This window comes from Pseudoalteromonas sp. J2K-J979 (assembly GCF_058169715.2).
The window spans coordinates 2,419,832-2,439,697 of sequence record NZ_CM200281.1; the positions used below are offsets into that span (position 1 = coordinate 2,419,832).

The following is a 19,866-nucleotide window of genomic DNA, read 5'->3' on the forward strand; positions in this document are numbered from 1 at the left end:
TTTTTTTATATCTTAACGAAAACAAATGCTAAATAATTATAGCTCGCCTTCATTTTGAGATAGGTAAGCCGCAACACCTGCAGGGCTTGCGTCCATACCTTTTTTACCTTCAGTCCAACCAGCAGGACAAACTTCACCGTGCTCACTATGGAATGCTAGTGCATCAACCATACGTAGCATTTCGTCGATGTTACGACCAAGAGGTAAGTCGTTAACTACTTGATGACGCACGTTACCTGCTTCATCGATTAGGAAAGAACCACGGAATGCAACGCCTGCTTCTGGATGCTCCACGTCATATGCTTGACAGATTTCGTGTTTAACGTCAGCAACAAGTGCATATTTAACTGGACCAATACCACCTTCGTTAACAGGCGTGTTACGCCATGCATTATGAGAGAATTGTGAATCGATAGAAACACCAATAACTTCAACACCACGTTTTTGGAATTCTTCAAAACGCTTGTCAAAAGCAATTAGTTCAGATGGACAAACAAAAGTGAAATCTAGCGGGTAAAAGAAAATAACTGCTTTTTTACCTTTAATTGTTTCGTGAAGGTTATAGCTATCAACGATTTCGCCATTACCTAGTACTGCTGCAGCTGTAAAATCAGGAGCCTGACGGCCAACTAATACACCCATTGTATTCTCCAATAAATTGAAATGATTATCGATTAAGAGCTAAGCTCTTGTTGCTGTCATTATTATTGTGGCAAAAAAACAAAACCCAACCCCGATTTTAAAATTAAAACCAGTTAATAAGTTTTTAGACCAAACAATACCAACCATTCAGTGGTTTGATGCCGTTTAATTCATTTTATATCAAACGAATAACCAAGCACACAACTGAGGCAGTATCCTACTGAGCTAGTTACTTAAAAGACAATCGGATTTTACGATGGGTATGATTGAAAAAATAGAAGGAAAAAAGATAACTCCGTGTATAAACGAAAAAACCCTGCAATGCAGGGCTTTATAATGAAGCGTTAATTCGTTAGTCCATGATATTTTCAGGGATTGAATTGCGTAACTCGTGCCAAATTTGGCCCGAATTCAAACCATATTTACGCATTAAGAAAATCGCTTCATCAAATTTATTTTGCTCAGCTAATGCCATAAGATCTTTATAAAATTGGCGTGCTAAGTCACGAGTGCGAACGTCTGAAAAGTAATGCTGCGCAATTTTAGAATACAATCCGCGAAAGCCATTCAGTGTTAACACATAAATCGGGTTACCACACGCTGATGCCAACTCGTGATGCATACGGTAGTCGTACTCTGCTAGTGCTTGTGGTGTATCTTCAATCTCTTCACTACGCTTTAGGATTTCAATGACTTTTTCAGGATTGTTTTTAATCGCTGCACGAGTATAAATAGCACTTATGTTTGTTCGTGCAGACAAAAGCTGATCAATCAGGTCTGGCATTTTATCTTCATCTAGTCGAGCTAATGTTTCGAGAATATTAAGGCCAGAGGTTTCCCAGAAGTCATTGACTCGTGTTGGCTTACCATGCTGAATTGTTAACCAGCCATCCCTCGCTAGACGCTGTAAAACTTCTCTTAAAGTGGTACGTGTGACGCCGATTAATTCTGAAAGCTCCCTCTCTGCTGGCAAAATAGAACCAGGAGGAAACTCACCATTCCAAATTGATTCAACTATGTATTCTTCAGCAAATCCGGCAGGGCTTTTCGCTTTGAAAATTCTCATCAACATCCCACTTTTAATAATTATATGCTACTTCATCAAAGACTGATTGTACCAGATGAGGCGTAACTAACAAGAAAATGTATCAAGATATCGTGACTCTGAATCTTTTAATAAAAGTAGATAAGTGTTCACTTTTGTTTAAGCACATAGTTTTAATTGACTTCACTCGCACTTGCTAGCAGATTTTATCTGCTCACATAAAATCAGTGATTAAACACAGCTACTTTTTTCATTATAAGGTCTCAATATTCCTTCAATTTATGTTGAATTGTAGCCCTTTCATACATGTTGGTTCTTTTAACTCTTTAGTTTACGTCGTGGCTTTTACACATCTTATCTGAAACACACTTCCACTATCTGTTATAAGTATGGTTTAATCAGCAGATTAAATTAATAGACATCGGATGGGTTTGCCCCACCCTTAAAAACTCTTTCTACAAACAGGTTATAAATGAATTTTATTGCATCTCTTCCAACTTCTCGGGCTGCATGGTTGTCACTGGCCGCGACCGCTTTTATACTCGAAATATCAGCATTATTTTTCCAGTATTTCTTGAATCTAGCTCCCTGTATCATGTGTATTTACCAACGCACCGCAGTGCTAGGGTTAGTGTTCTGCGCGATAACAGCAATTAACCCTCATAATCTCTTGCTGCGCGTGTTTGGGTACCTGTGCTGGGCTATTTCAGCTTTTTGGGGATGGAGTATTGCCAATGAGCATATCGCCATGCAAGAAAATACTAACCCGTTTGCTTTTAGCTGCGAGATAGTGCCTAACTTCCCAAGCTTTATGCCTCTACATCAATGGATACCAAGCTTTTTTGAAGCGACAGGTGACTGCGGTGAAATTAGCTGGTCTTTTTTAGGGATGAGTATGCCTGGATGGATGCAAATAATTTTTGGCCTTTATAGTAGCGCGTTTGTTTTGGTGCTAATGACTCGATTTTTTATTAAAAAATCAGTTTAAGGAGAAGAAATGATTTTTTTCACATCTCGGAATATTCCTGAACTCAAAGGGTTGAGATATACAGAACGCGCTGAAATTATCAAACTCGCGCAAGGAAATTTAACCACACCTCAAAAGACGGTGTTAAATATTATTAAATTACTATTTCTAACACCTTTGTTTTTATTGTTAGCAAATATAGAGAGTTGGTGGCTATTACTTTATTTGTTTATTTTAGTGATTAGCTACCCAATCGTGACCAATCCTATAACCTTTTATTTTATTAGACACACCCTCGAGGGTGCAAAAGATGAGTATTTCAAACTGACTCAATAAATTTAAGAAAAGGGCTGGAGACAGCCCTTTTATCCATTAAAACTTCACTTTCCCTTCTAATTTTGCAATCGCTTTATCACCAATCCCTTTCACATTTTTCAACTCTGTAAGAGATGTAAATTCACCAAATTGATCGCGATAAGCAATAATAGCTGCAGCTTTAGATTTACCAACTCCAGGTAACACTTCAAGTTCCTTCGCGCTGGCTTTATTTACATTAATTAAACCTTCTTGGCTGATTGCCGTATCAGGATTAATCACAATTTCCTCACCTGCAATCACGACAGGGCTCAACATTGCGAATGTAAATATAACTAAGAATAAAGATGTCATTAACTTCATTGTATTTCCTCCTTGATGTCCACCATGGACTGACTGTCAGCTCATTTAGCTAACATATTAACTAAAGAACATGGTCATAAATTTGTCAAAAGGAAGTGATATGGAGAAATTGCTCACGCAAGTGTACAATTAAATGAAGCTGTTAAAATTTTACACTTGAAAAAAAACACCAATAAAGTTACTGTATAAAAAAACAGTACTCTTAGGAGAGAATCATGGCCGTTGTTGTCAAATATGTTGTAGAAAGAAATGGAGTAGAGCGGATGACTTTTACAAGTAAAAAAGATGCTGATGCTTATGACAAAATGCTTGATATTGCAGAGTCTTTAGAATCAATTCTTTCAACAATCGATGTCCCCTTAAGTGAACAACAAGTGGAGTCTCTTGCACTCGAAATGGCCAAAGATAAAGATAATATTATTAATGCCCTAAAAGGTATTAGCAAAACTGCAACTAAAACGACTAAAGGCAAAAGTGAGTCTTCAGGGAAAATTGCAGAGATAAAACAAGCAGGATAAAGCGGGTTACCCCGCTTTTACAATCACACTCATTTTAAAACTTCGGCTACAGCCTTCGAGAAGTAATCGATATTTGTTTGGCTTATTCCTGCCACATTGACTCGGCTTGAACCCACAATATAAATACCAAACTCCTTTTGTAAACGGTCAATTTGTTCTTTATTAATACCTAAGAAAGAAAACATACCATGCTGGTGTTTGATAAATGAAAAATCTTGATCTGTCTGTTTATTTAAAGAATCAACAATTAAGTTACGTAGACCATTTATACGATCACGCATTTCGGCTAACTCTTCATGCCAAAGTGAGGTTAATTCTGTACTACCTAAAATAGTATCAACTATCGCTGCGCCATGTGCAGGTGGCATCGAATAAATACTGCGTACAACGCTCAACAAAACAGAATTAGCAATATCTGCAATAGCCGGAGTTTGTGAAATAATTGAACAGGCACCAATACGCTCTCTGTATAAGCCAAAGTTTTTCGAACAAGATGAACAAATAATCAACTCATCAACTTTATCAGCTAATAATCGAAGGCCAGCAGCGTCATCATCAAGACCTGTGCCAAATCCTTGGTATGCAATATCAACCAAAGGTGTAAAGCCTACTTCTGCAGCAATATCAGCAACAATTTCCCACTGCGCCTGATTTAAGTCCATTCCACTTGGGTTATGGCAGCAAGCATGTAATAAAACGACATCACCCTTAGGGATTTGCTTTAAGGTTTCAACCATTTCATCAAACAATAACCCTTTATTCTCATAATCGTAATAAGGATACTCTTTGACTGTTAAACCTGCAGCTTCAAATAAGCTAATATGATTGGCCCAAGTAGGAGTGGTAACCCACACTGTCGCTTTTGGATTACAACGAACAATAAATTCTGCTGCAACACGTAATGCCCCCGTGCCACCAGGTGCTTGCGCTGTTCTTACACGATTCGCTAGTAATGCACGATGCTCGCCTAAAAGTTGCTGTTCAATTTTACTACAAAAACCAAGATCACCCGCTAAGCCGATATATGACTTCGACGTTTCATTTTCTAAACGAAATGCTTCTGCTTTTTTCACAGCTTTTAGAACAGGTGTATTCCCTAGTTCATCTTTATACACGCCTACACCCAAATCAATTTTGTTTGGATTTGTATCTTGGCGATAAGCGGCCATTAAACCTAAAATAGGATCGGTTGGTAACGGTTTCAAAATCGAAAACATTGCTGGTATCTCTTTACTCGGGGTTAATAAAATACTAGCTTAACATAAACTCATCTTTTGTAAGCTAGCTTTAAATGGATATTTATTCTCTACTACTTTCAATCACTTTACTGCTAATTAAGTAGATATTTTGGGATAATAAGACATGCAGCAATTAACAATGCACGCTGCTCATCATCAAAAAAGTGTAATTTGAATGCTTCGGCATCAATAATCCCTAGTAATTGATTATCTTCATTGAGTATTGGTAAACAAGACTCAGCCAGTACTTTAGGATCACATGTATAATACTCCCCCCCCTCAGATAGATAGGCAGGAATATCGTTGATTACGCGGGCTTGTTTCGACAGCCCTACTTTGACGTTATTGCTCAAAGCGGCAAATACTGAATTCAAAGGAAAACAAGCTCGACTTTCTGCGCCAAAATAAGCTAGCTTGACTAACTGCTCTTGTTCATCATGCGTAACTTTTTGATAAATTCCAAACCAATCAACCTGCGACTCCTTCACAACGCAATCTACGATTGTTTGCAAACTATTAAGGCGTTTAAGATTCAGACTATCTGCAATATTGACTATTGAACTCAACTCAAACGGCTCAGCTTGTAAGTGCCCGAATAGACTACAACTCCCACCTTCTCCCAATTCAGGAACGTAAAAACTAAGTGGGGCTTGAGTATCTTGTGCATGTTCACTCAGATATGTTTGAATAAGCTCGATTTTGCTTTCGATTAATGAAACCGGGCATTCAAGCCCTGAAATTGTTAAATATGAAGAAATCATTTAGCCATCAATACATCTAAAAATAGAGAATTGATACTATCATGGCAAAATAGGAAAAAGTAGCAAACAGATCGCTTAATTATTAATTAACTGATAACGAATCGTTATGGTATTTCCAATCTCGTTATAAGTGACTTCTTTGGCAATTTCAGCCATCAACCCTACCCCCCTACCATGTTCATGTTCATTATCAGTGCTGGTCAACTGGGTTGCTTTTTTAAAGCCTTTACCTGAGTCTGTAACAATTAATTTGATTTCTTTTTCTTGTGGTTCATAGATAGCGTTTAAGCTGATTTCACCACTACTTAACGCTTCTAATCGCTGTGCTCTCAACTCATAAAACAGTATAAAACCATCATCTTGATTTTTTAAGTTTGAATCTAACTCTAATAAACCATGATCAACGGCATTATTATAAGCCTCAGAAAGTAAAAGAAATAAATTTGAGCGATGCTCAGATGCCCCTTCAATACTTGATATTAAATTAACCATTTGAATCACAGGATCAGTGGTTTTTAGTAAACTCGCATCAAGGCTTAATGAAAATGATACTGGAATATCACAATAGATTTGTTCTTTTGGCTTTGAAAGAGGACTCGGCTTGCAATGCAATAAAGCTAAGCTCAAATCATCTTGTTGAGCGACATCTCCACTAAACTCCTTGACTGCATCAACAATTTCTAAAATACCCGCTTGCTCAGAACTAGCGATGACGTCAAGCACTCGGTCTTCACCAAAGTAATCATCATTTCGATCTGCAGCCTCAATGATGCCATCAGTAAACACTAAAATACGATCTGTATTTTCAACCTCAAAATGGACGATATCTCGCTCAAACTCATGATCATCTAATATACCCAATGCCATGTGTTGTGACTCAAGTACGCGTTTAACTAGACCACTTTGATTAAGAACATAACAGTCTGGCAACCCACCTAACCACGCTGAAAAGCTCCGCCCACTGCTACTCAATTCAATAATCGTTGCTGCACAAAACATATGCTCAGGCAACAACTGTGTAAGTACTGTATTGAGTTCTGCTGCGATATCACCGACAGATAGACCTTTATGCGCCATCGTATAGAAGACTTTCGAAGTCGGGAGTGCGCCAATGGCAGCTGCGAGTCCATGTCCAGTAAAATCACCTAACAGCATATAAATACCACCAACTGGACTCGGTGCAACTAAAAATAAGTCCCCGTTAAACATCGAGGCAGGTGACATGTGGTAATCAATAAGATCTGGAACAACAAGCCGATCTTGCAGGGCATTTGCAAAAATATGCTCAACAATTTCATGCTCTCTTTCTGTTTCATTTTGATGATATTCAAGCAATTGATTTTGTTGATAGGACTTTTTACTTAACTCTCTTGTCCGACTATGCGCTTTGATTTTGGCCGATAGAATGACTTTATCAAACGGTTTATTTAAGAAGTCATCTCCTCCTACTTCTAAACAACGCTGTAGACTGTTTTGATCATCAAGGGCAGTAATAAAAATAATCGGAAGATACACATCCTTCGATAACTCTTTGATAAGTGGCGCGGTCTCATAACCATCCATTACTGGCATCAACACATCGAGCAATACTATATCCGGTTGATAAATCGGTATTTTTTCTAGTGCAAGTTGGCCATTTTCAGCTGTTTCTACATCATAACCTTCCGCATTGAGCATAAAAGTTAACAGCTTTCGGTTTAGCTGCTGATCGTCAACGACTAATATTCTCATAATCAGTCGATATCAAACTTTTTATCAAAACGCGATATCTGTAATATTTTCTTAATTTGGGGGCGACAGTTTGCGATTTGGATAGCAGAAACACTCTCTCCAAGCGATTTTTTCATATTTAACAGCATGCCTAACGCAGAACTGTCCATGTAATCTGTTTCACGTAAATCAACTATTACTTTAGGTGTTTCATTACCAACTTCTGCATAAGCGGAGCGGAAAGATTGAACTAGGTTAAAATCAAACTTCCCTTTTATTTGAATTGTGAAAACTTTACCGTCAGATGAAAGACTTTTATTTAAGCTCATCCACTTCTCCTTATTATCAAAGCATTTTGGCATTTAACCTGATTAATGTCCTTATTAACTAAAGTCGCTAATGGCAAAATTATCAATACAATTGTTCGGATTTCTTTAGCTTTTTTTCAATTATTCCAGCTAACTAGCGACCGAAACTATTATTCATCTATGTTTGCACCTATTCTTCTATGGTATTAATATCCATTAATTAAAATCAAAGATCTGAACTGAGTGATAAAAGGTAGTAATATGAGCGACTCTAATCTAGTTTATTCAACCGATGGTGGGCGAATAGCGCAACCAGCAGAAAAAGCGCCACTTGAAGTGAAACTTTTTTCTGATGGCTTTATTCGTATAGAGCGTCAGACTAAAGGTCGAAAAGGAAAAGGGGTCATGCTTGTTGTCGGTATCGATCCTGAAATACACGATTTGAAGGCTTTGGCTAAAATATTAAAAACTAAAATGGGTCAAGGTGGATCACTTAAAGAAGGCGTCATTGAGATTCAGGGTGATGACCGAGAAAAGCTCAAAACACTTCTGCAAGCAGCAGGATTTAAAGTTAAACTAGCTGGAGGTTAACATGATTGAACTCTCCCCATCAGATTTACATATATTACTTGTTGAACCATCATCAACACAGCGTAAAGTCATTGCAAAAGAATTAAGTTTAGAAGGCATTACCAATATTGATTTTGCCGATACTATAATCTCTTGTCTCGAACAAATTAAACAAAGTACCCCCGATTTAGTAATCAGCGCACTCCATCTGGCCGATGGGAGTGCACTGCAATTACTCGAGGATATCAAAAATCACACCACCTTGGCTGGCTTACCTTTTATGCTTATTTCGAGCGAGACAAGAAAAGAACAACTTGAACAATTTAAGCAATCTGGCGTCATTGCTATTTTGCCAAAGCCATTCACAAGAGAAAACTTAGGTAGAGCCATCAATGCAACACTTGATGTATTAAGTCCACAAGAGCTCGAGCTAGATTTTTACGATGTGCATGATATACGGGTGTTGGTTGTCGATGATTCACGTTTGGCACGAAATCATATTCGTCGCGTTTTAACAAATTTGGGCGTTCAACATTTTGTCGAAGCTGAAGATGGTCAAGAGGCGATTGATATATTGCAATCGCAAATGTTTGATTTATTGGTGACTGACTTCAACATGCCACAAATTAATGGTAAAGAACTAACTGAGTATATACGCAACAGCTCAGAGCATTCTCACCTTCCGGTTTTAATGGTTACATCTGAGGCAAACGATACTCACTTATCGAACATTGCCCAATCAGGTGTCAATGCAATGTGCGATAAGCCTTTCGAGCCTCAAACCGTCAAGCAACTGCTTTATCAACTATTAGATCAAGGTTAGTGCTGTTTTAATGCCAGTTGCTGGTATAAGCCAGCAACATCCCCTTCAGCCAAAGGTGGACTAAAGAAATAACCTTGTACAATAAAACAATTATTATTCTTCAAAAAGTCAATTTGTTCTTTTGTTTCAACGCCCTCTGCCACTACGTTTAAATTCAACTTTTGTGCCATAGCAATAATCGCAGCGGTGATTTCCATATCATTACTATCTTGAGGGATATCTTTTACAAATGAGCGGTCAACTTTAAGAATATCAACAGGAAAACGCTTTAAATAACTCAAGGAGGAGTAACCCGTGCCGAAATCATCAATAGACAATGAAACTCCTAGAGTCTTAAGTTCATGCAACTGGTTTATCGCAATCTCAACATCCCCCATCAGCATACTTTCAGTTAATTCAAGATGAAGGCTTCGAGGACTAATCCCCGTTTTAATAATAATTGTCGATAATAAAGCTTTCAGATTTGAGTCTTTAAACTGCCTAGCTGATAAATTAATTGAAATATTATTGCCTTTACCTTGTTCATCTAGACGTTTTGCAAACCGGCAAGCCTCCCACAACACCCACTCACCAAGTTCCACAATCAAACCTGTTGACTCTGCAATAGGAATAAATTTAACTGGTGATATCATCCCTTGCGTTGGATGAAACCATCGAATTAATGCTTCAAAACCAACGACCTCAAGAGTCTGGCAATCAACTTGTGGTTGATAAAACAGTTCAAATTGCTGCTCTTTGATGGCAATACGCAGCTCATTCTCAATCATCAACCGCTCTTTTGCCGCAGCATTGAGTTCTTGATTATAAAAATGGTAGGTATTGCGCCCTTTTGCTTTTGCTTCGTACATCGCTAAATCAGCATGCTTAAGTAATTGATCTTCTTCCGGGCTGTCATCCGGCGCCATTGTTATCCCAATACTGGCGCTGATAATTACTTCGTTACTACCTAGTTTAATGGGTTGGCAAATTGTTTCTTGAATTGTCATCGCTACTTCAGCGGCTTTATCTTTATCATCAATTCCACTGAGTAATACAGCAAATTCATCACCGCCTAAACGGGCAACGGTATCTTCGGCACGAAGCCGCTGCTTTAAACGATTTGCAACTTGCAATAACAGCTGATCACCCGCATCGTGTCCCAATGTATCGTTGATCCGTTTAAACTCATCTAAGTCAAAATAAAATAACGCGAAGGCATAATGCCCTCGCTCAGCTAAAGCCATTGACTTTCGCAACTGCATGCGAAAAAAAGCACGGTTTGCAAGCCCTGTTAATGTATCAAAGTAAGCAAGTTGCTCCATTTTACGCTGGCTTTCTTTGACAAAAGAGATGTCTTGAGCCGAAGCAACATAACTTGAAATACTGTTATCTGCTTCTCTAATTGGAGAAACACTTAACGATACCCAAATTGGGTGATCATCAATGCTCTTTAAAACCGTATCGCCACGCCAATGATGACGAGAACGAATATCCATATCAATGTCATCCAACAAAACTTGCATATCGTTAGAAATAATACTGAGAAGAGGAGAGCCTAAGAAGTCCTCTTTTTCAAAACCACTCATCTCAATCAACTTTGGATTAACATATTCGATTTCGAAGTTCGCGTTGGCAATCACCACGCCGCTTCCTGAAAACTCCACCGCTTTTGATAATCGATTTGCAGCTTTTTCTGCTTGCTCTTTTTCTTCAATCCGCTGATTTAATCCATCAACCAACTTATTTATATCCAGTGCCATCACTTGAAATGCACTGTTGAGTGAGCCGATCTCATCTTTATTAACTGCAGGGAATTGCGTGTTGAATTGGCCTTTACCAAAGCTCGAAACAGATTGAACCAGCGTATAAATACGCTTCAATACGAGCTGAAATAAAGCTTGATGCAATAATAATGCGACTAAAACAGCGTATAAAAGAAAGAGTCCAAAAAATTTGATTTCTAACTCATCTAAGGCAGATAGTGCACGAGAACGTTGTTTATACACGCCTACGTACCAATTAAGAGACTCTATTTTTCGAATATTAACTAAATGAACTTCACCATCTTCAATAAAATCATCCGACAAATCCTTAAAATCCATAGCGACAACACTTTTTATTAAGCCATTTAGCTCGTCAGCTATCTTACTTGATGTTTCAAGCAACTCATTCATTTTTCCTTCTTGCTGAAAAATCTGATGATTCAGCTTTGGATGGGCAAGCACTTCTCCTCTTTCGTCAAAAACAAAAAACTGCTGCTCCCGGTCTGATAGAGGAAAATTCTTGATTAAATTACTGAGCTCCAAATCACTACCGGTAACCCCGATGAATTCACCTTTCACATAGAGAGGCACTATTAAACTGGTGACCCACTTATGCCAAATATCATCATAATAAACAGGGGTCCATACTGCATCTCGAGATGGGTTATTTTCACTTGATGCGATGGTGAAAAAAATATCATCCGAAAACTGATGTTCGGCTTCAACCTGCAAAGCCCAATTTGGAGGAGATATTCGTATAAAATTATTGGTCGAAATGAAATAAAAATTGAAAAATTCTTCTGTTAATGTCGGTGATATTTGCTGCCAAAGAACTTCACTATTATGAAATAAATTTTTGTAATGATCATTGTAAACTGAGCGAGGTAAGAATGCGGCCGATAAACCATCAGGAGCAGCACTGCGCACACTGCCATCACCTACGAATGAAAGAGGGGTCTTAGGAGTTTCAGCATTGGTTAGCCCTAAATCAAAGAGCTGTTTTTTAACAACTTGATTCGCCTTTTGTGCAATCGCTTCTTTATTATGAATAACCCTATTGAATTGATTAATAAAGCTTTCACTGGAATGTTTTAATGCGTCATGCTCTTCAAAAATCAATTGTTTACGTTCAGATTTAAGCATTAACACCGCAGCACTGATCCCCGCAATCAAACAAATCGCAGAAATTAAAATTGATAATTTAATACTTAACGAATGAATGCCAAAACGCGAAGGCAACCGACTGTATCCCAAAACAAAACCTTCCAAAAATTTGTGCGTGATTGCTTTATTTAACTCTGTGAATATAAAAGAATATCACATTTAGTCATACCTTTTTTTACTATTTTATTGCTTCGATTGATCAGTAGGTTAAAACCTTAATTAATATATCAGCAACTGAAAAGAAGTGTTGACATTTTCAGTAAGTATTTTTACATTGAAGTCTATGAAACAAATTACGCGTATTTACTTTTTTAGCTTTTTTATGCACCACCAAAATATTGGAGGCGATTCAGTCACGGCATAAAAAAGTCAAATACGAATTCAAGCCTCCCAACTGGGAGGCTTTTTTTTTGCAACATTGGGAATGAGGAAAAAACCATGGCAAATGATGTGCTCGACGCATTAAGAAAAGACATCAATGAAATAGATGCAGAATTATTGGTGCTTTTAGCTAAAAGACGCAGGATCAGCCATTCGGTGGTTGAGTATAAAATCGCCAACAATAAGCCGATCCGCGATGAAGAGCGCGAATTAATTGTTTTAGAGAAATTAATCTCTTATGGCAAATCACTTGGTTTGGACGGATATTATGTCAACAATGTCTTTCAAACGATTATTGAAGATTCAGTACTGCACCAGCAGGCTATGCTCCAACAAAACCTTAACCCTGAAAGCCTAAACGAAACAAATCGTGTTGCTTACTTAGGTGGTCAAGGTTCATATAGCCAATTAGCATGCCACAAGTATTTTAGTCGTCGTCCAGGACAAGTCATCGAACTTGGATGTGATAGCTTCCAAAAAATTACTCAACTGGTAGAGACTGGTCAAGCTGATTACGGCCTACTGCCAATAGAAAACACCTGCTCTGGTAGTATCAATGAGGTGTACGATTTACTGCAGCATGCACAAGTTTCAATTGTGGGTGAACTTACCCAATCTGTTGAGCATTGTTTAATTGCACAGCCCGGTGTTGAATTGAGTCAAATAACCAAAGTTTTTGGACACCCCCAGCCTTTTGCCCAATGTAGCCAGTTTATTCAAGGTTTAGGCAACATGCAGTTGTCATACTGTGATTCAACCTCAAGTGCAATTCAAGAAGCCTTAAATACCGAAAACAGTGCCGCGATTGCATCAGCTCAAGCAGGAAAAAATGCTGGCTTGGAGGTCGTCAAATCGGCCGTCGCAAACCAACCTGACAACCACAGTCGTTTTATTGTTGTCGCTCGTAAAACCATGCAAGTGTCGAAACAAATTCCGACCAAAACAACACTGATTATGGCTACCGCTCAAAGTGCCGGGGCGTTAGCTGATGCATTAATGATTTTCAAACAACAACAGATTAATCTGGTTAAACTTGAATCTCGCCCCGTGCCTGGTAACCCTTGGGAAGAAGTATTCTATGTTGATTTAGAAGCCAATCTCGCGCAGAGCAACGTAAAACGAGCTTTGGAAGAATTAAAAGAAGTGACTGAATATATTAGAATTCTTGGCTGTTACCCTAGTGAGTCAATGAAAGCCGTTGAAGTTAAAGCACAGCCGTCACAAGCGGTCGAAGTTTAATATTTTTGGGGTTAAAAAAATAAAACCGCAGTGGAGCACAACTCCATTGCGGTTTTATTTTATCCGCTAATCAAGCACTTTGGCATCATTTGCTTTATTAAGTAATGCTTTACTTTGTTTTAAGAAGTGCTTCGCTGAATCTGAAAAAAAGTCTTTCGCTTGACTAAATGATTCTATCAATGCTGTTTTATCACCCGCTTGTAATTTTGCTAAAGTTGTTTGATATGTTTCTTGGTAAGAATCTAAAAGAGGCGCCACATTATCAAACTGGGCTAGCATAATATCTGCGTACAATTCTGGTGATTGTGCAAACAAACGGCCAACCATCATTAGCTCTAATTGATAAATCGGTGACGAGCATGCTTTGATTTCTTCTAAGCTATGAGGTTGTTTAGCCAAAAACTGTCCATAAACAAACGTAGTTAAATGTCGCATAACTTGCACAATTTGCATTGCTTCATCATGTTTATCTGCTGGCATATCTACTAACTGGCTGCCCCACACCGCTAACTGAGCCAATAACTGTGCAGACTTCTCACCTTGTCTGCCCTGACAAACAACGATCGTTTGTTTTACCCAATGTTCGATATCTGGGCCGAACATTGGATGTAACCCTAAAACTTCACCACTATGAGCGCTTAGCATTGCTTGTAGGGGTTTGGCCTTGACACTGGTTATATCCACTAACAAGCAACCAGGATCTAAAGCAGGTAATGATGACACGACTTGACTGACTGCATTAATTGGGACTGAGACTAACACTAATTTAGCCCCAAACAATATCTGTTTTTGGTCAACCTGCTCGGTTTTATCTAAAATTCTGACTTCAATCCCCGATCGTTGCAGCTGTTTAGCAAACAGTCGCCCCATCGCCCCATTTCCACCCACAATCACAGCGGGAGATAAGTCGGGCGCGACACAGGCAAGTCCAGACTGTTGATTTTGATATGATTCACGCATCATACGTCGTAGAATATCTTCAACCAAATCAGGGTTGACCCCTTGCTTTTGTGCTTGATCACGACGCGCTTCAATCAACTGAGCTTCTCTGCTTGGAACGTAAACTGGTGCTCCAAATTCTTTTTTCAGTAATCCGACTTGTTCCGTCAAGCGATTACGTTTTGCCAACATTGCGACTAGTTCGGTATCACATAGATCAATTTCTTCTCGAAGAAGAGTCAATTGCGATTGAAGATCATTATTCATGTAAATTAATCAGTACAGCAGTAAATAATATATTACAGATACTAACAAGATTCTGATTTAAGTAAAACCCTAAAAGCAGAACCAGAACCAGTTATGGAAAGTAAAATGGTTAATTAAGAACAAGCTTAAGAAAGTGTATGATCGTTAGAACCACAGAATATAAGAAGTTTGCTTGAGAGTCTTGTATTACCAAAACGAAACAGGCCGATGTTTTGCAACATCGGCCTGTTTTTGCATCTGAAAATCAGACGTATTAGTTAAGTTTTTCTCTAATACGTGCAGACTTACCAGAACGCTCACGTAGGTAATAAAGCTTAGCACGACGAACTGCACCGCGACGCTTCACTTCTACGCTATCAACTAAAGGGCTGTGTGTTTGGAATACACGCTCAACACCTTCACCGTTCGAAATTTTACGAACTGTGAAAGATGAGTGTAGACCACGGTTACGCTTAGCGATTACCACACCTTCAAACGCCTGTAGACGCTCTTTAGCACCTTCTTTAACTCGTACTTTTACGTTAACCGTGTCACCAGGGCCAAACGCAGGTACGTCAGTTTTTAGTTGCTCATCTTCGAGCACTTTGATCAAATTTTGGTTTACTTTTGCCATTATATTTCTCACTTTCCTAGGTGTAACTGTCTTCTAGCCACAAACAGAGTTATGTTCTTGCTGAAACTCAGCAAGTAGCTCAGTCTGCTCCTCAGTCAGAGCTAGGTTATACAACAAGTCTGGACGTCTTAACCAAGTTCTCCCTAATGACTGCTTTAGCCGCCATTTCGCGATTGCTTGGTGGTTACCACTGAGTAAAACAGTAGGAACTTGTTTACCATCCAATATTTCCGGCCGAGTATAATGAGGACAATCTAACAAGCCATCCGAAAATGAATCTTGTTCTGCTGACTGATTGTGTCCTAACACTCCAGGCACTAATCGAGCGACTGTGTCGATTAATGTCATTGCAGGTAGTTCACCACCACTCATTATAAAATCACCTATTGACCATTCTTCGTCAACGTATGACTCTATAATTCGCTCATCTATACCTTCATAGCGACCCGCTACGAGGATCAGCTTTTCTTGCTTGGCAAGTTCTGCCGCGCCTTGCTGATCTAGTTTACGCCCTTGAGGGGACATATAAATTACTTTTGCACCGTCACCTGCTGCCGCTTTTGCTTGCGCAATTGCTTTTTGCAGTGGTTCAACCATCATTAACATTCCAGGTCCCCCCCCATAAGGGCGGTCATCAACAGTACGATGCTTATCTAAAGCATAATCCCGAGGATTCCAACAATGGAAATCAATTAAACCTTGTTTCACTGCTCGACCAGTCACGCCTTGTTTAGTAATTGCATCAAACATTTCTGGGAAAAGGCTTATCACCCCTACCCATAACTGCGAATTATCTACCATTAAAAGCTTGGATCCCAATCGACCGTAATCTCCCTAAGCTCTGCATCCACATTCTTAATAACTGAATCTGTTAAATATGGAATTAAACGCTCAGATTGACCAAAACCGTCGTTACTATTTGCTTTAACAACTAGCACGTCGTTTGATCCTGTCTCCATCAAGTCATCGACAGTCCCTAAGCTGTAACCTTTATCAGTTACAACAGACATACCGATGAGGTCTCGCCAATAGAATTCACCTTGCGGCAATTCTGGTAATTGCGATTCAACGACAGCGATTTCAGCGTTTGTATAAGCAACCGCTTGATCTCTATCATCGATATTCGCAAACTTAGCGATAAATCCTTTACTGTGACGACGCCAGTCGACCACAGCAAGAGATTGCCATTTACCTTGTTGACCTATCAACCATGGGCTGAAATCGAAAATCCCTACGGGATCATCAGTAAATGAATGTACCTTAAGCCAGCCCTTTATACCGTAAGGGGCTCCGAGCTTTCCTACTACTATTGAGGTGTTCTCTTGACTCATGGTTACACTTACGCCTATTAAGCCGCTTTACGAGCGTCTTTAACAATTTTAGCTACGCGATCTGTAAGAGATGCACCTTGACCTACCCAGTGTTCAACACGAGTAAGATCAACACGAATTTTCTCTTCTTGACCTTGAGCAATTGGATTAAAGAAACCTACTTTCTCGATGAAGCGACCGTCACGCGAGAAACGGCTATCCGCAACCACAATTTGATAGAAAGGACGCTTTTTAGCGCCACCACGTTGCAAACGAATAGTTACCATACCGTCCTCTAAATAGATTGACTGTTTTCATTAATATTAAACTCTCCTATTCGGAGAGCTGGAGAATTGTACGAATTTTTACTATTAATGCAAGTAAGAACTGCGTTTTATGACAATTTTTATTGCGAAATTTGAACGAGGTACTGTTTTATATACAGTTTACTCACAGAGTAATATTTATTACTAGACTCAAAAAAGAGGCTTTTAGCCTCTTTTTTGTTTTTAAATGAATTATTTTAAAATTTCGGGCCGCCCATCATGCCTGGAGGCATCATGTTTTTCATTCCGCGCATCATTTTCATCATGCCGCCTTTGCCTTTCATTTTCTTCATCATTTTTTGCATTTGCGTAAACTGTTTAAGTAGCTTATTGACGTCTTGAACTTGAGTCCCTGAACCTGCCGCGATACGTTTTTTGCGCGAGCCTTTAATGATTTCAGGACGAATTCGTTCTTTCACGGTCATTGAGCTAATTATTGCTTCCATTTGTACAAATGATTTATCACCCATTTGATCTTTAACCGAATCTGGCAAGTTAGCCAAGCCCGGTAATTTATCAAGCATCGACATCATGCCGCCCATATTTTTCATTTGCTTTAATTGTTCAGCAAAATCTTCTAGGGTAAAGCCATCGCCTTTAAGCACCTTATTAGCAACCTTGGTTGCTTGTTCCTTATCAACTTTCATTTCGACTTCTTCGATTAATGAAAGTACATCGCCCATGCCTAAAATTCGTGAGGCAATACGATCGGGATGAAATGGCTCAAGTGCATCGGTACGCTCGCCTACCCCCATAAACTTGATAGGTTTGCCTGTAATGTGACGAATAGATAATGCAGCTCCCCCTCGCGCATCGCCATCCGTTTTAGTTAAGATCACGCCAGTAAGAGGCAGAGCCTCATCAAATGCTTTGGCAGTATTGGCAGCATCTTGCCCTGTCATCGAGTCAACAACGAATAGTGTTTCAATCGGTTTTACCGCTTGATGAAGGGCTTTAATTTCATCCATCATATCGCTATCAACATGAAGTCGACCTGCGGTATCGAGAATTACTACATCGATGAATTTGCGTTTAGCATGATCGATTGCAGCGTTTGCAATATCAACTGGCTTTTGAGAAATGTCGCTTGGGAAAAAGTCCACCTTTACTTCTGTCGCAAGCGTTTCAAGCTGTTTAATCGCCGCTGGGCGATACACATCGGCACTGACAACCAAGACTGACTTTTTCTTACGTTCTGTTAAAAATTTCGCTAGTTTTGCAACACTGGTTGTTTTACCAGCACCTTGTAAACCTGCCATCATGATGACTGCAGGAGGCTGAGCATTAAGGTTTAGCTCTTCATTTGCTTCACCCATCGCCTTTTCTAATTCTTGGCGAACAATTTTGACGAATACCTGACCGGGGCTTAGGCTTTTGGTTACTTCAGCACCAACAGCGCGTTCTTTTACTACCTTAACAAAATCACGAACTACGGGTAACGCTACATCAGCTTCAAGCAATGCCATGCGCACTTCACGCAACGTGTCTTTAATATTCTCTTCAGTTAAGCGACCTCGGCCACTAATATTCTTTAGGGTTTTACCTAAACGTTCCTGTAAGTTTTCAAACATGCAAACTTATCCGCTAATGCTACAAAATTAAGGCGATTATACCTAAGAATCACAATTAGAAAACATCCACGATAGAAGATAAAGAGATAATCTTTAACAATTAACGATATACACTATGCAAGTGGGCCCGCTTAAAATACAATAAGGATACAATTTGACTCTGTGGCACGCTTTGGTGTCCTGAAACGATTTAGCATGTTATTACTTAGTTTAACTTTTATCGCGTTTATATTTTACAGTTTAGCCAGCATTCACGTTATGGGACGATTGTTTCATAAAGAAGGTCCTAGCCAGAAGAAAACCATTCTACTGAGTACTGTCGCGATACTGGCGCACATGACACTGTTGGTGAATTCAGTTTTTACTGAAAGTGGTCAAGATCTCAGTTTTACTAATGTTGCGTTGCTCATTTGCTGGATGATTGTGGTTTCTGTGACCACCGTTTCATTGCGTTTTCCTGCGACACTGTTGCTTCCAGTCGTTTATGGCTTTGCCGCCATTTTACTCGTGGTTAGTTTATTTATCCCTCATCACATTGTATTGCAAACAATTGATATTAATGTTGGATTAGTCACCCATGTATCGCTCTCATTTTTAGCTTATTGTGTATTAATCATTGCCACCCTGTACGCAGTTCAGTTTTATTTTATAAATAAAAGACTGAAACAAAAAGATCTCTCCATTGTTTATAGCCACCTTCCACCGCTAATGCTGGTTGAAAAACAGTTATATCAGTTAGTAACGGTCGGGACAGCCTTATTAACTTTCGCTTTAATCTCTGGTTTTGTCTTTTCTGAAAATATGTTTGCAAAAGCATTTATCCATAAGACGACTTTGTCTTTAATTGCTTGGATCATCTTTACAACCGTGGTCTTTGGTCACCACTTTAAAGGGTGGCGTGGGAAAGGGACTGTTATCACCATTATCAGTGCCTCAACCATACTGACTCTCGCATATTTTGGCAGTCGTTTTGTCAAAGAAATTCTTCTCACTCAGTTTTAACTTGACTCGAGCATTAAGCTAAGCCTTAATAACCATCCCTAATCGTTGAAGG

General features: G+C 39.1%; 21 protein-coding genes and 1 other annotated feature. Of the genes, 7 read left to right on the top strand and 14 right to left on the bottom strand.

Annotated elements, in window-relative coordinates; genetic code table 11:
* Window positions 1-36: 36 nt before the first annotated feature.
* Together AC3KVK_RS11200 and fadR are read right to left on the bottom strand one after the other, a co-directional pair.
* Complete coding sequence (locus tag AC3KVK_RS11200; RefSeq protein WP_490312837.1) at window positions 37-642, bottom strand: peroxiredoxin C; 606 nt, start codon at window positions 640-642, stop codon at window positions 37-39.
* A 352-nt stretch (window positions 643-994) separates the two neighbouring features.
* A complete protein-coding gene (gene fadR / locus AC3KVK_RS11205; protein WP_490312838.1) occupies window positions 995-1,708 on the bottom strand; it encodes a fatty acid metabolism transcriptional regulator FadR in 714 nt (237 codons plus the stop codon).
* Window positions 1,709-2,159: 451 nt separating this feature from the next.
* On the opposite strand from fadR, the gene dsbB reads away from it, so the two are divergent.
* On the top strand, window positions 2,160-2,675 hold the full coding sequence (gene dsbB, locus AC3KVK_RS11210) for a disulfide bond formation protein DsbB (protein ID WP_490312839.1): 516 nt from the start codon (window positions 2,160-2,162) through the stop codon (window positions 2,673-2,675).
* A gap of 9 nt (window positions 2,676-2,684) precedes the next feature.
* Window positions 2,685-2,990, top strand: a complete 306-nt coding sequence (locus AC3KVK_RS11215) for a DUF6170 family protein (RefSeq protein WP_490312840.1) — start codon at window positions 2,685-2,687, stop codon at window positions 2,988-2,990.
* A gap of 36 nt (window positions 2,991-3,026) precedes the next feature.
* Here the strand turns inward: AC3KVK_RS11215 and AC3KVK_RS11220 are convergent, their stop codons facing one another.
* Window positions 3,027-3,332, bottom strand: a complete 306-nt coding sequence (locus AC3KVK_RS11220; RefSeq protein ID WP_490312841.1) for a ComEA family DNA-binding protein — start codon at window positions 3,330-3,332, stop codon at window positions 3,027-3,029.
* A 215-nt stretch (window positions 3,333-3,547) separates the two neighbouring features.
* Here AC3KVK_RS11220 and AC3KVK_RS11225 point away from each other — a divergent pair, with 215 nt between their 5' ends.
* Complete coding sequence (locus AC3KVK_RS11225; protein ID WP_490312842.1) at window positions 3,548-3,850, top strand: YebG family protein; 303 nt, start codon at window positions 3,548-3,550, stop codon at window positions 3,848-3,850.
* A gap of 29 nt (window positions 3,851-3,879) precedes the next feature.
* Here AC3KVK_RS11225 and AC3KVK_RS11230 read toward each other — a convergent pair whose 3' ends face one another.
* From AC3KVK_RS11230 to AC3KVK_RS11245, 4 genes are all read right to left on the bottom strand, one after another.
* Window positions 3,880-5,067, bottom strand: coding sequence for an amino acid aminotransferase (locus AC3KVK_RS11230; RefSeq protein WP_490312843.1), 1,188 nt, complete (start codon window positions 5,065-5,067; stop codon window positions 3,880-3,882).
* Between the two features lie 113 nt (window positions 5,068-5,180).
* Complete coding sequence (locus AC3KVK_RS11235; protein ID WP_490312844.1) at window positions 5,181-5,849, bottom strand: GAF domain-containing protein; 669 nt, start codon at window positions 5,847-5,849, stop codon at window positions 5,181-5,183.
* Between the two features lie 75 nt (window positions 5,850-5,924).
* The gene (locus AC3KVK_RS11240) at window positions 5,925-7,580 is read right to left on the bottom strand and encodes an ATP-binding SpoIIE family protein phosphatase (protein ID WP_490312845.1); all 1,656 of its coding nucleotides are present in this window, start codon (window positions 7,578-7,580) and stop codon (window positions 5,925-5,927) included.
* Window positions 7,581-7,582: 2 nt separating this feature from the next.
* A complete protein-coding gene (locus AC3KVK_RS11245; RefSeq protein ID WP_490312846.1) occupies window positions 7,583-7,888 on the bottom strand; it encodes an STAS domain-containing protein in 306 nt (101 codons plus the stop codon).
* Between the two features lie 240 nt (window positions 7,889-8,128).
* Here AC3KVK_RS11245 and AC3KVK_RS11250 point away from each other — a divergent pair, with 240 nt between their 5' ends.
* A complete protein-coding gene (locus AC3KVK_RS11250) occupies window positions 8,129-8,458 on the top strand; it encodes an SUI1 family translation initiation factor (protein WP_490312847.1) in 330 nt (109 codons plus the stop codon).
* A 1-nt stretch (window position 8,459) separates the two neighbouring features.
* Window positions 8,460-9,260 carry a response regulator gene (locus AC3KVK_RS11255; protein ID WP_490312848.1) on the top strand — a complete coding sequence of 267 codons (801 nt, stop codon included), beginning with the start codon at window positions 8,460-8,462 and terminating at the stop codon, window positions 9,258-9,260.
* Here AC3KVK_RS11255 and AC3KVK_RS11260 read toward each other — a convergent pair.
* Window positions 9,257-12,256, bottom strand: coding sequence for a bifunctional diguanylate cyclase/phosphodiesterase (locus AC3KVK_RS11260; RefSeq protein WP_490312849.1), 3,000 nt, complete (start codon window positions 12,254-12,256; stop codon window positions 9,257-9,259). The two genes, AC3KVK_RS11255 and AC3KVK_RS11260, sit on opposite strands and share 4 nt — an antisense overlap.
* Before the next feature lie 201 nt (window positions 12,257-12,457).
* Window positions 12,458-12,578: a sequence feature (Phe leader region), on the top strand.
* Window positions 12,579-12,604: 26 nt separating this feature from the next.
* On the opposite strand from AC3KVK_RS11260, the gene pheA reads away from it, so the two are divergent.
* The gene (gene pheA, locus AC3KVK_RS11265) at window positions 12,605-13,786 is read left to right on the top strand and encodes a prephenate dehydratase (RefSeq protein ID WP_490312850.1); all 1,182 of its coding nucleotides are present in this window, start codon (window positions 12,605-12,607) and stop codon (window positions 13,784-13,786) included.
* A gap of 66 nt (window positions 13,787-13,852) precedes the next feature.
* Here the strand turns inward: pheA and tyrA are convergent, their stop codons facing one another.
* The 6 genes from tyrA to ffh all read right to left on the bottom strand — a co-directional run bounded on the left by tyrA (window position 13,853) and on the right by ffh (window position 18,812).
* Window positions 13,853-14,992, bottom strand: a complete 1,140-nt coding sequence (gene tyrA, locus AC3KVK_RS11270; RefSeq protein WP_490312851.1) for a bifunctional chorismate mutase/prephenate dehydrogenase — start codon at window positions 14,990-14,992, stop codon at window positions 13,853-13,855.
* Window positions 14,993-15,245: 253 nt separating this feature from the next.
* Window positions 15,246-15,605: a 50S ribosomal protein L19 gene (gene rplS, locus AC3KVK_RS11275; RefSeq protein WP_086742822.1), complete on the bottom strand. Its 360-nt coding sequence runs from the start codon at window positions 15,603-15,605 to the stop codon at window positions 15,246-15,248.
* A gap of 33 nt (window positions 15,606-15,638) precedes the next feature.
* Window positions 15,639-16,406: a tRNA (guanosine(37)-N1)-methyltransferase TrmD gene (trmD, locus tag AC3KVK_RS11280; RefSeq protein WP_490312852.1), complete on the bottom strand. Its 768-nt coding sequence runs from the start codon at window positions 16,404-16,406 to the stop codon at window positions 15,639-15,641.
* Window positions 16,406-16,936, bottom strand: a complete 531-nt coding sequence (rimM, locus tag AC3KVK_RS11285) for a ribosome maturation factor RimM (protein WP_490312853.1) — start codon at window positions 16,934-16,936, stop codon at window positions 16,406-16,408. Before rimM ends, trmD begins: the two co-directional genes overlap by 1 nt.
* Window positions 16,937-16,953: 17 nt before the next feature.
* Window positions 16,954-17,202, bottom strand: coding sequence for a 30S ribosomal protein S16 (rpsP, locus tag AC3KVK_RS11290; protein WP_009838798.1), 249 nt, complete (start codon window positions 17,200-17,202; stop codon window positions 16,954-16,956).
* A 236-nt stretch (window positions 17,203-17,438) separates the two neighbouring features.
* A complete protein-coding gene (gene ffh, locus AC3KVK_RS11295) occupies window positions 17,439-18,812 on the bottom strand; it encodes a signal recognition particle protein (protein WP_490312854.1) in 1,374 nt (457 codons plus the stop codon).
* Between the two features lie 195 nt (window positions 18,813-19,007).
* Here ffh and AC3KVK_RS11300 point away from each other — a divergent pair, with 195 nt between their 5' ends.
* Window positions 19,008-19,814 carry a cytochrome C assembly family protein gene (locus AC3KVK_RS11300; RefSeq protein ID WP_490312855.1) on the top strand — a complete coding sequence of 269 codons (807 nt, stop codon included), beginning with the start codon at window positions 19,008-19,010 and terminating at the stop codon, window positions 19,812-19,814.
* Window positions 19,815-19,866 lie beyond the last annotated feature (52 nt).

Coding starts and splice junctions, on each gene's coding strand:
- AC3KVK_RS11200 (WP_490312837.1), bottom strand. CDS start 642: ATGGGTGTATTAGTTGGCCGTCAGGCTCCTGATTTTACAGCTGCAGCA.
- fadR (WP_490312838.1), bottom strand. CDS start 1,708: ATGAGAATTTTCAAAGCGAAAAGCCCTGCCGGATTTGCTGAAGAATAC.
- dsbB (WP_490312839.1), top strand. CDS start 2,160: ATGAATTTTATTGCATCTCTTCCAACTTCTCGGGCTGCATGGTTGTCA.
- AC3KVK_RS11215 (WP_490312840.1), top strand. CDS start 2,685: ATGATTTTTTTCACATCTCGGAATATTCCTGAACTCAAAGGGTTGAGA.
- AC3KVK_RS11220 (WP_490312841.1), bottom strand. CDS start 3,332: ATGAAGTTAATGACATCTTTATTCTTAGTTATATTTACATTCGCAATG.
- AC3KVK_RS11225 (WP_490312842.1), top strand. CDS start 3,548: ATGGCCGTTGTTGTCAAATATGTTGTAGAAAGAAATGGAGTAGAGCGG.
- AC3KVK_RS11230 (WP_490312843.1), bottom strand. CDS start 5,067: ATGTTTTCGATTTTGAAACCGTTACCAACCGATCCTATTTTAGGTTTA.
- AC3KVK_RS11235 (WP_490312844.1), bottom strand. CDS start 5,849: ATGATTTCTTCATATTTAACAATTTCAGGGCTTGAATGCCCGGTTTCA.
- AC3KVK_RS11240 (WP_490312845.1), bottom strand. CDS start 7,580: ATGAGAATATTAGTCGTTGACGATCAGCAGCTAAACCGAAAGCTGTTA.
- AC3KVK_RS11245 (WP_490312846.1), bottom strand. CDS start 7,888: ATGAGCTTAAATAAAAGTCTTTCATCTGACGGTAAAGTTTTCACAATT.
- AC3KVK_RS11250 (WP_490312847.1), top strand. CDS start 8,129: ATGAGCGACTCTAATCTAGTTTATTCAACCGATGGTGGGCGAATAGCG.
- AC3KVK_RS11255 (WP_490312848.1), top strand. CDS start 8,460: ATGATTGAACTCTCCCCATCAGATTTACATATATTACTTGTTGAACCA.
- pheA (WP_490312850.1), top strand. CDS start 12,605: ATGGCAAATGATGTGCTCGACGCATTAAGAAAAGACATCAATGAAATA.
- tyrA (WP_490312851.1), bottom strand. CDS start 14,992: ATGAATAATGATCTTCAATCGCAATTGACTCTTCTTCGAGAAGAAATT.
- rplS (WP_086742822.1), bottom strand. CDS start 15,605: ATGGCAAAAGTAAACCAAAATTTGATCAAAGTGCTCGAAGATGAGCAA.
- trmD (WP_490312852.1), bottom strand. CDS start 16,406: ATGGTAGATAATTCGCAGTTATGGGTAGGGGTGATAAGCCTTTTCCCA.
- rimM (WP_490312853.1), bottom strand. CDS start 16,936: ATGAGTCAAGAGAACACCTCAATAGTAGTAGGAAAGCTCGGAGCCCCT.
- rpsP (WP_009838798.1), bottom strand. CDS start 17,202: ATGGTAACTATTCGTTTGCAACGTGGTGGCGCTAAAAAGCGTCCTTTC.
- ffh (WP_490312854.1), bottom strand. CDS start 18,812: ATGTTTGAAAACTTACAGGAACGTTTAGGTAAAACCCTAAAGAATATT.
- AC3KVK_RS11300 (WP_490312855.1), top strand. CDS start 19,008: ATGTTATTACTTAGTTTAACTTTTATCGCGTTTATATTTTACAGTTTA.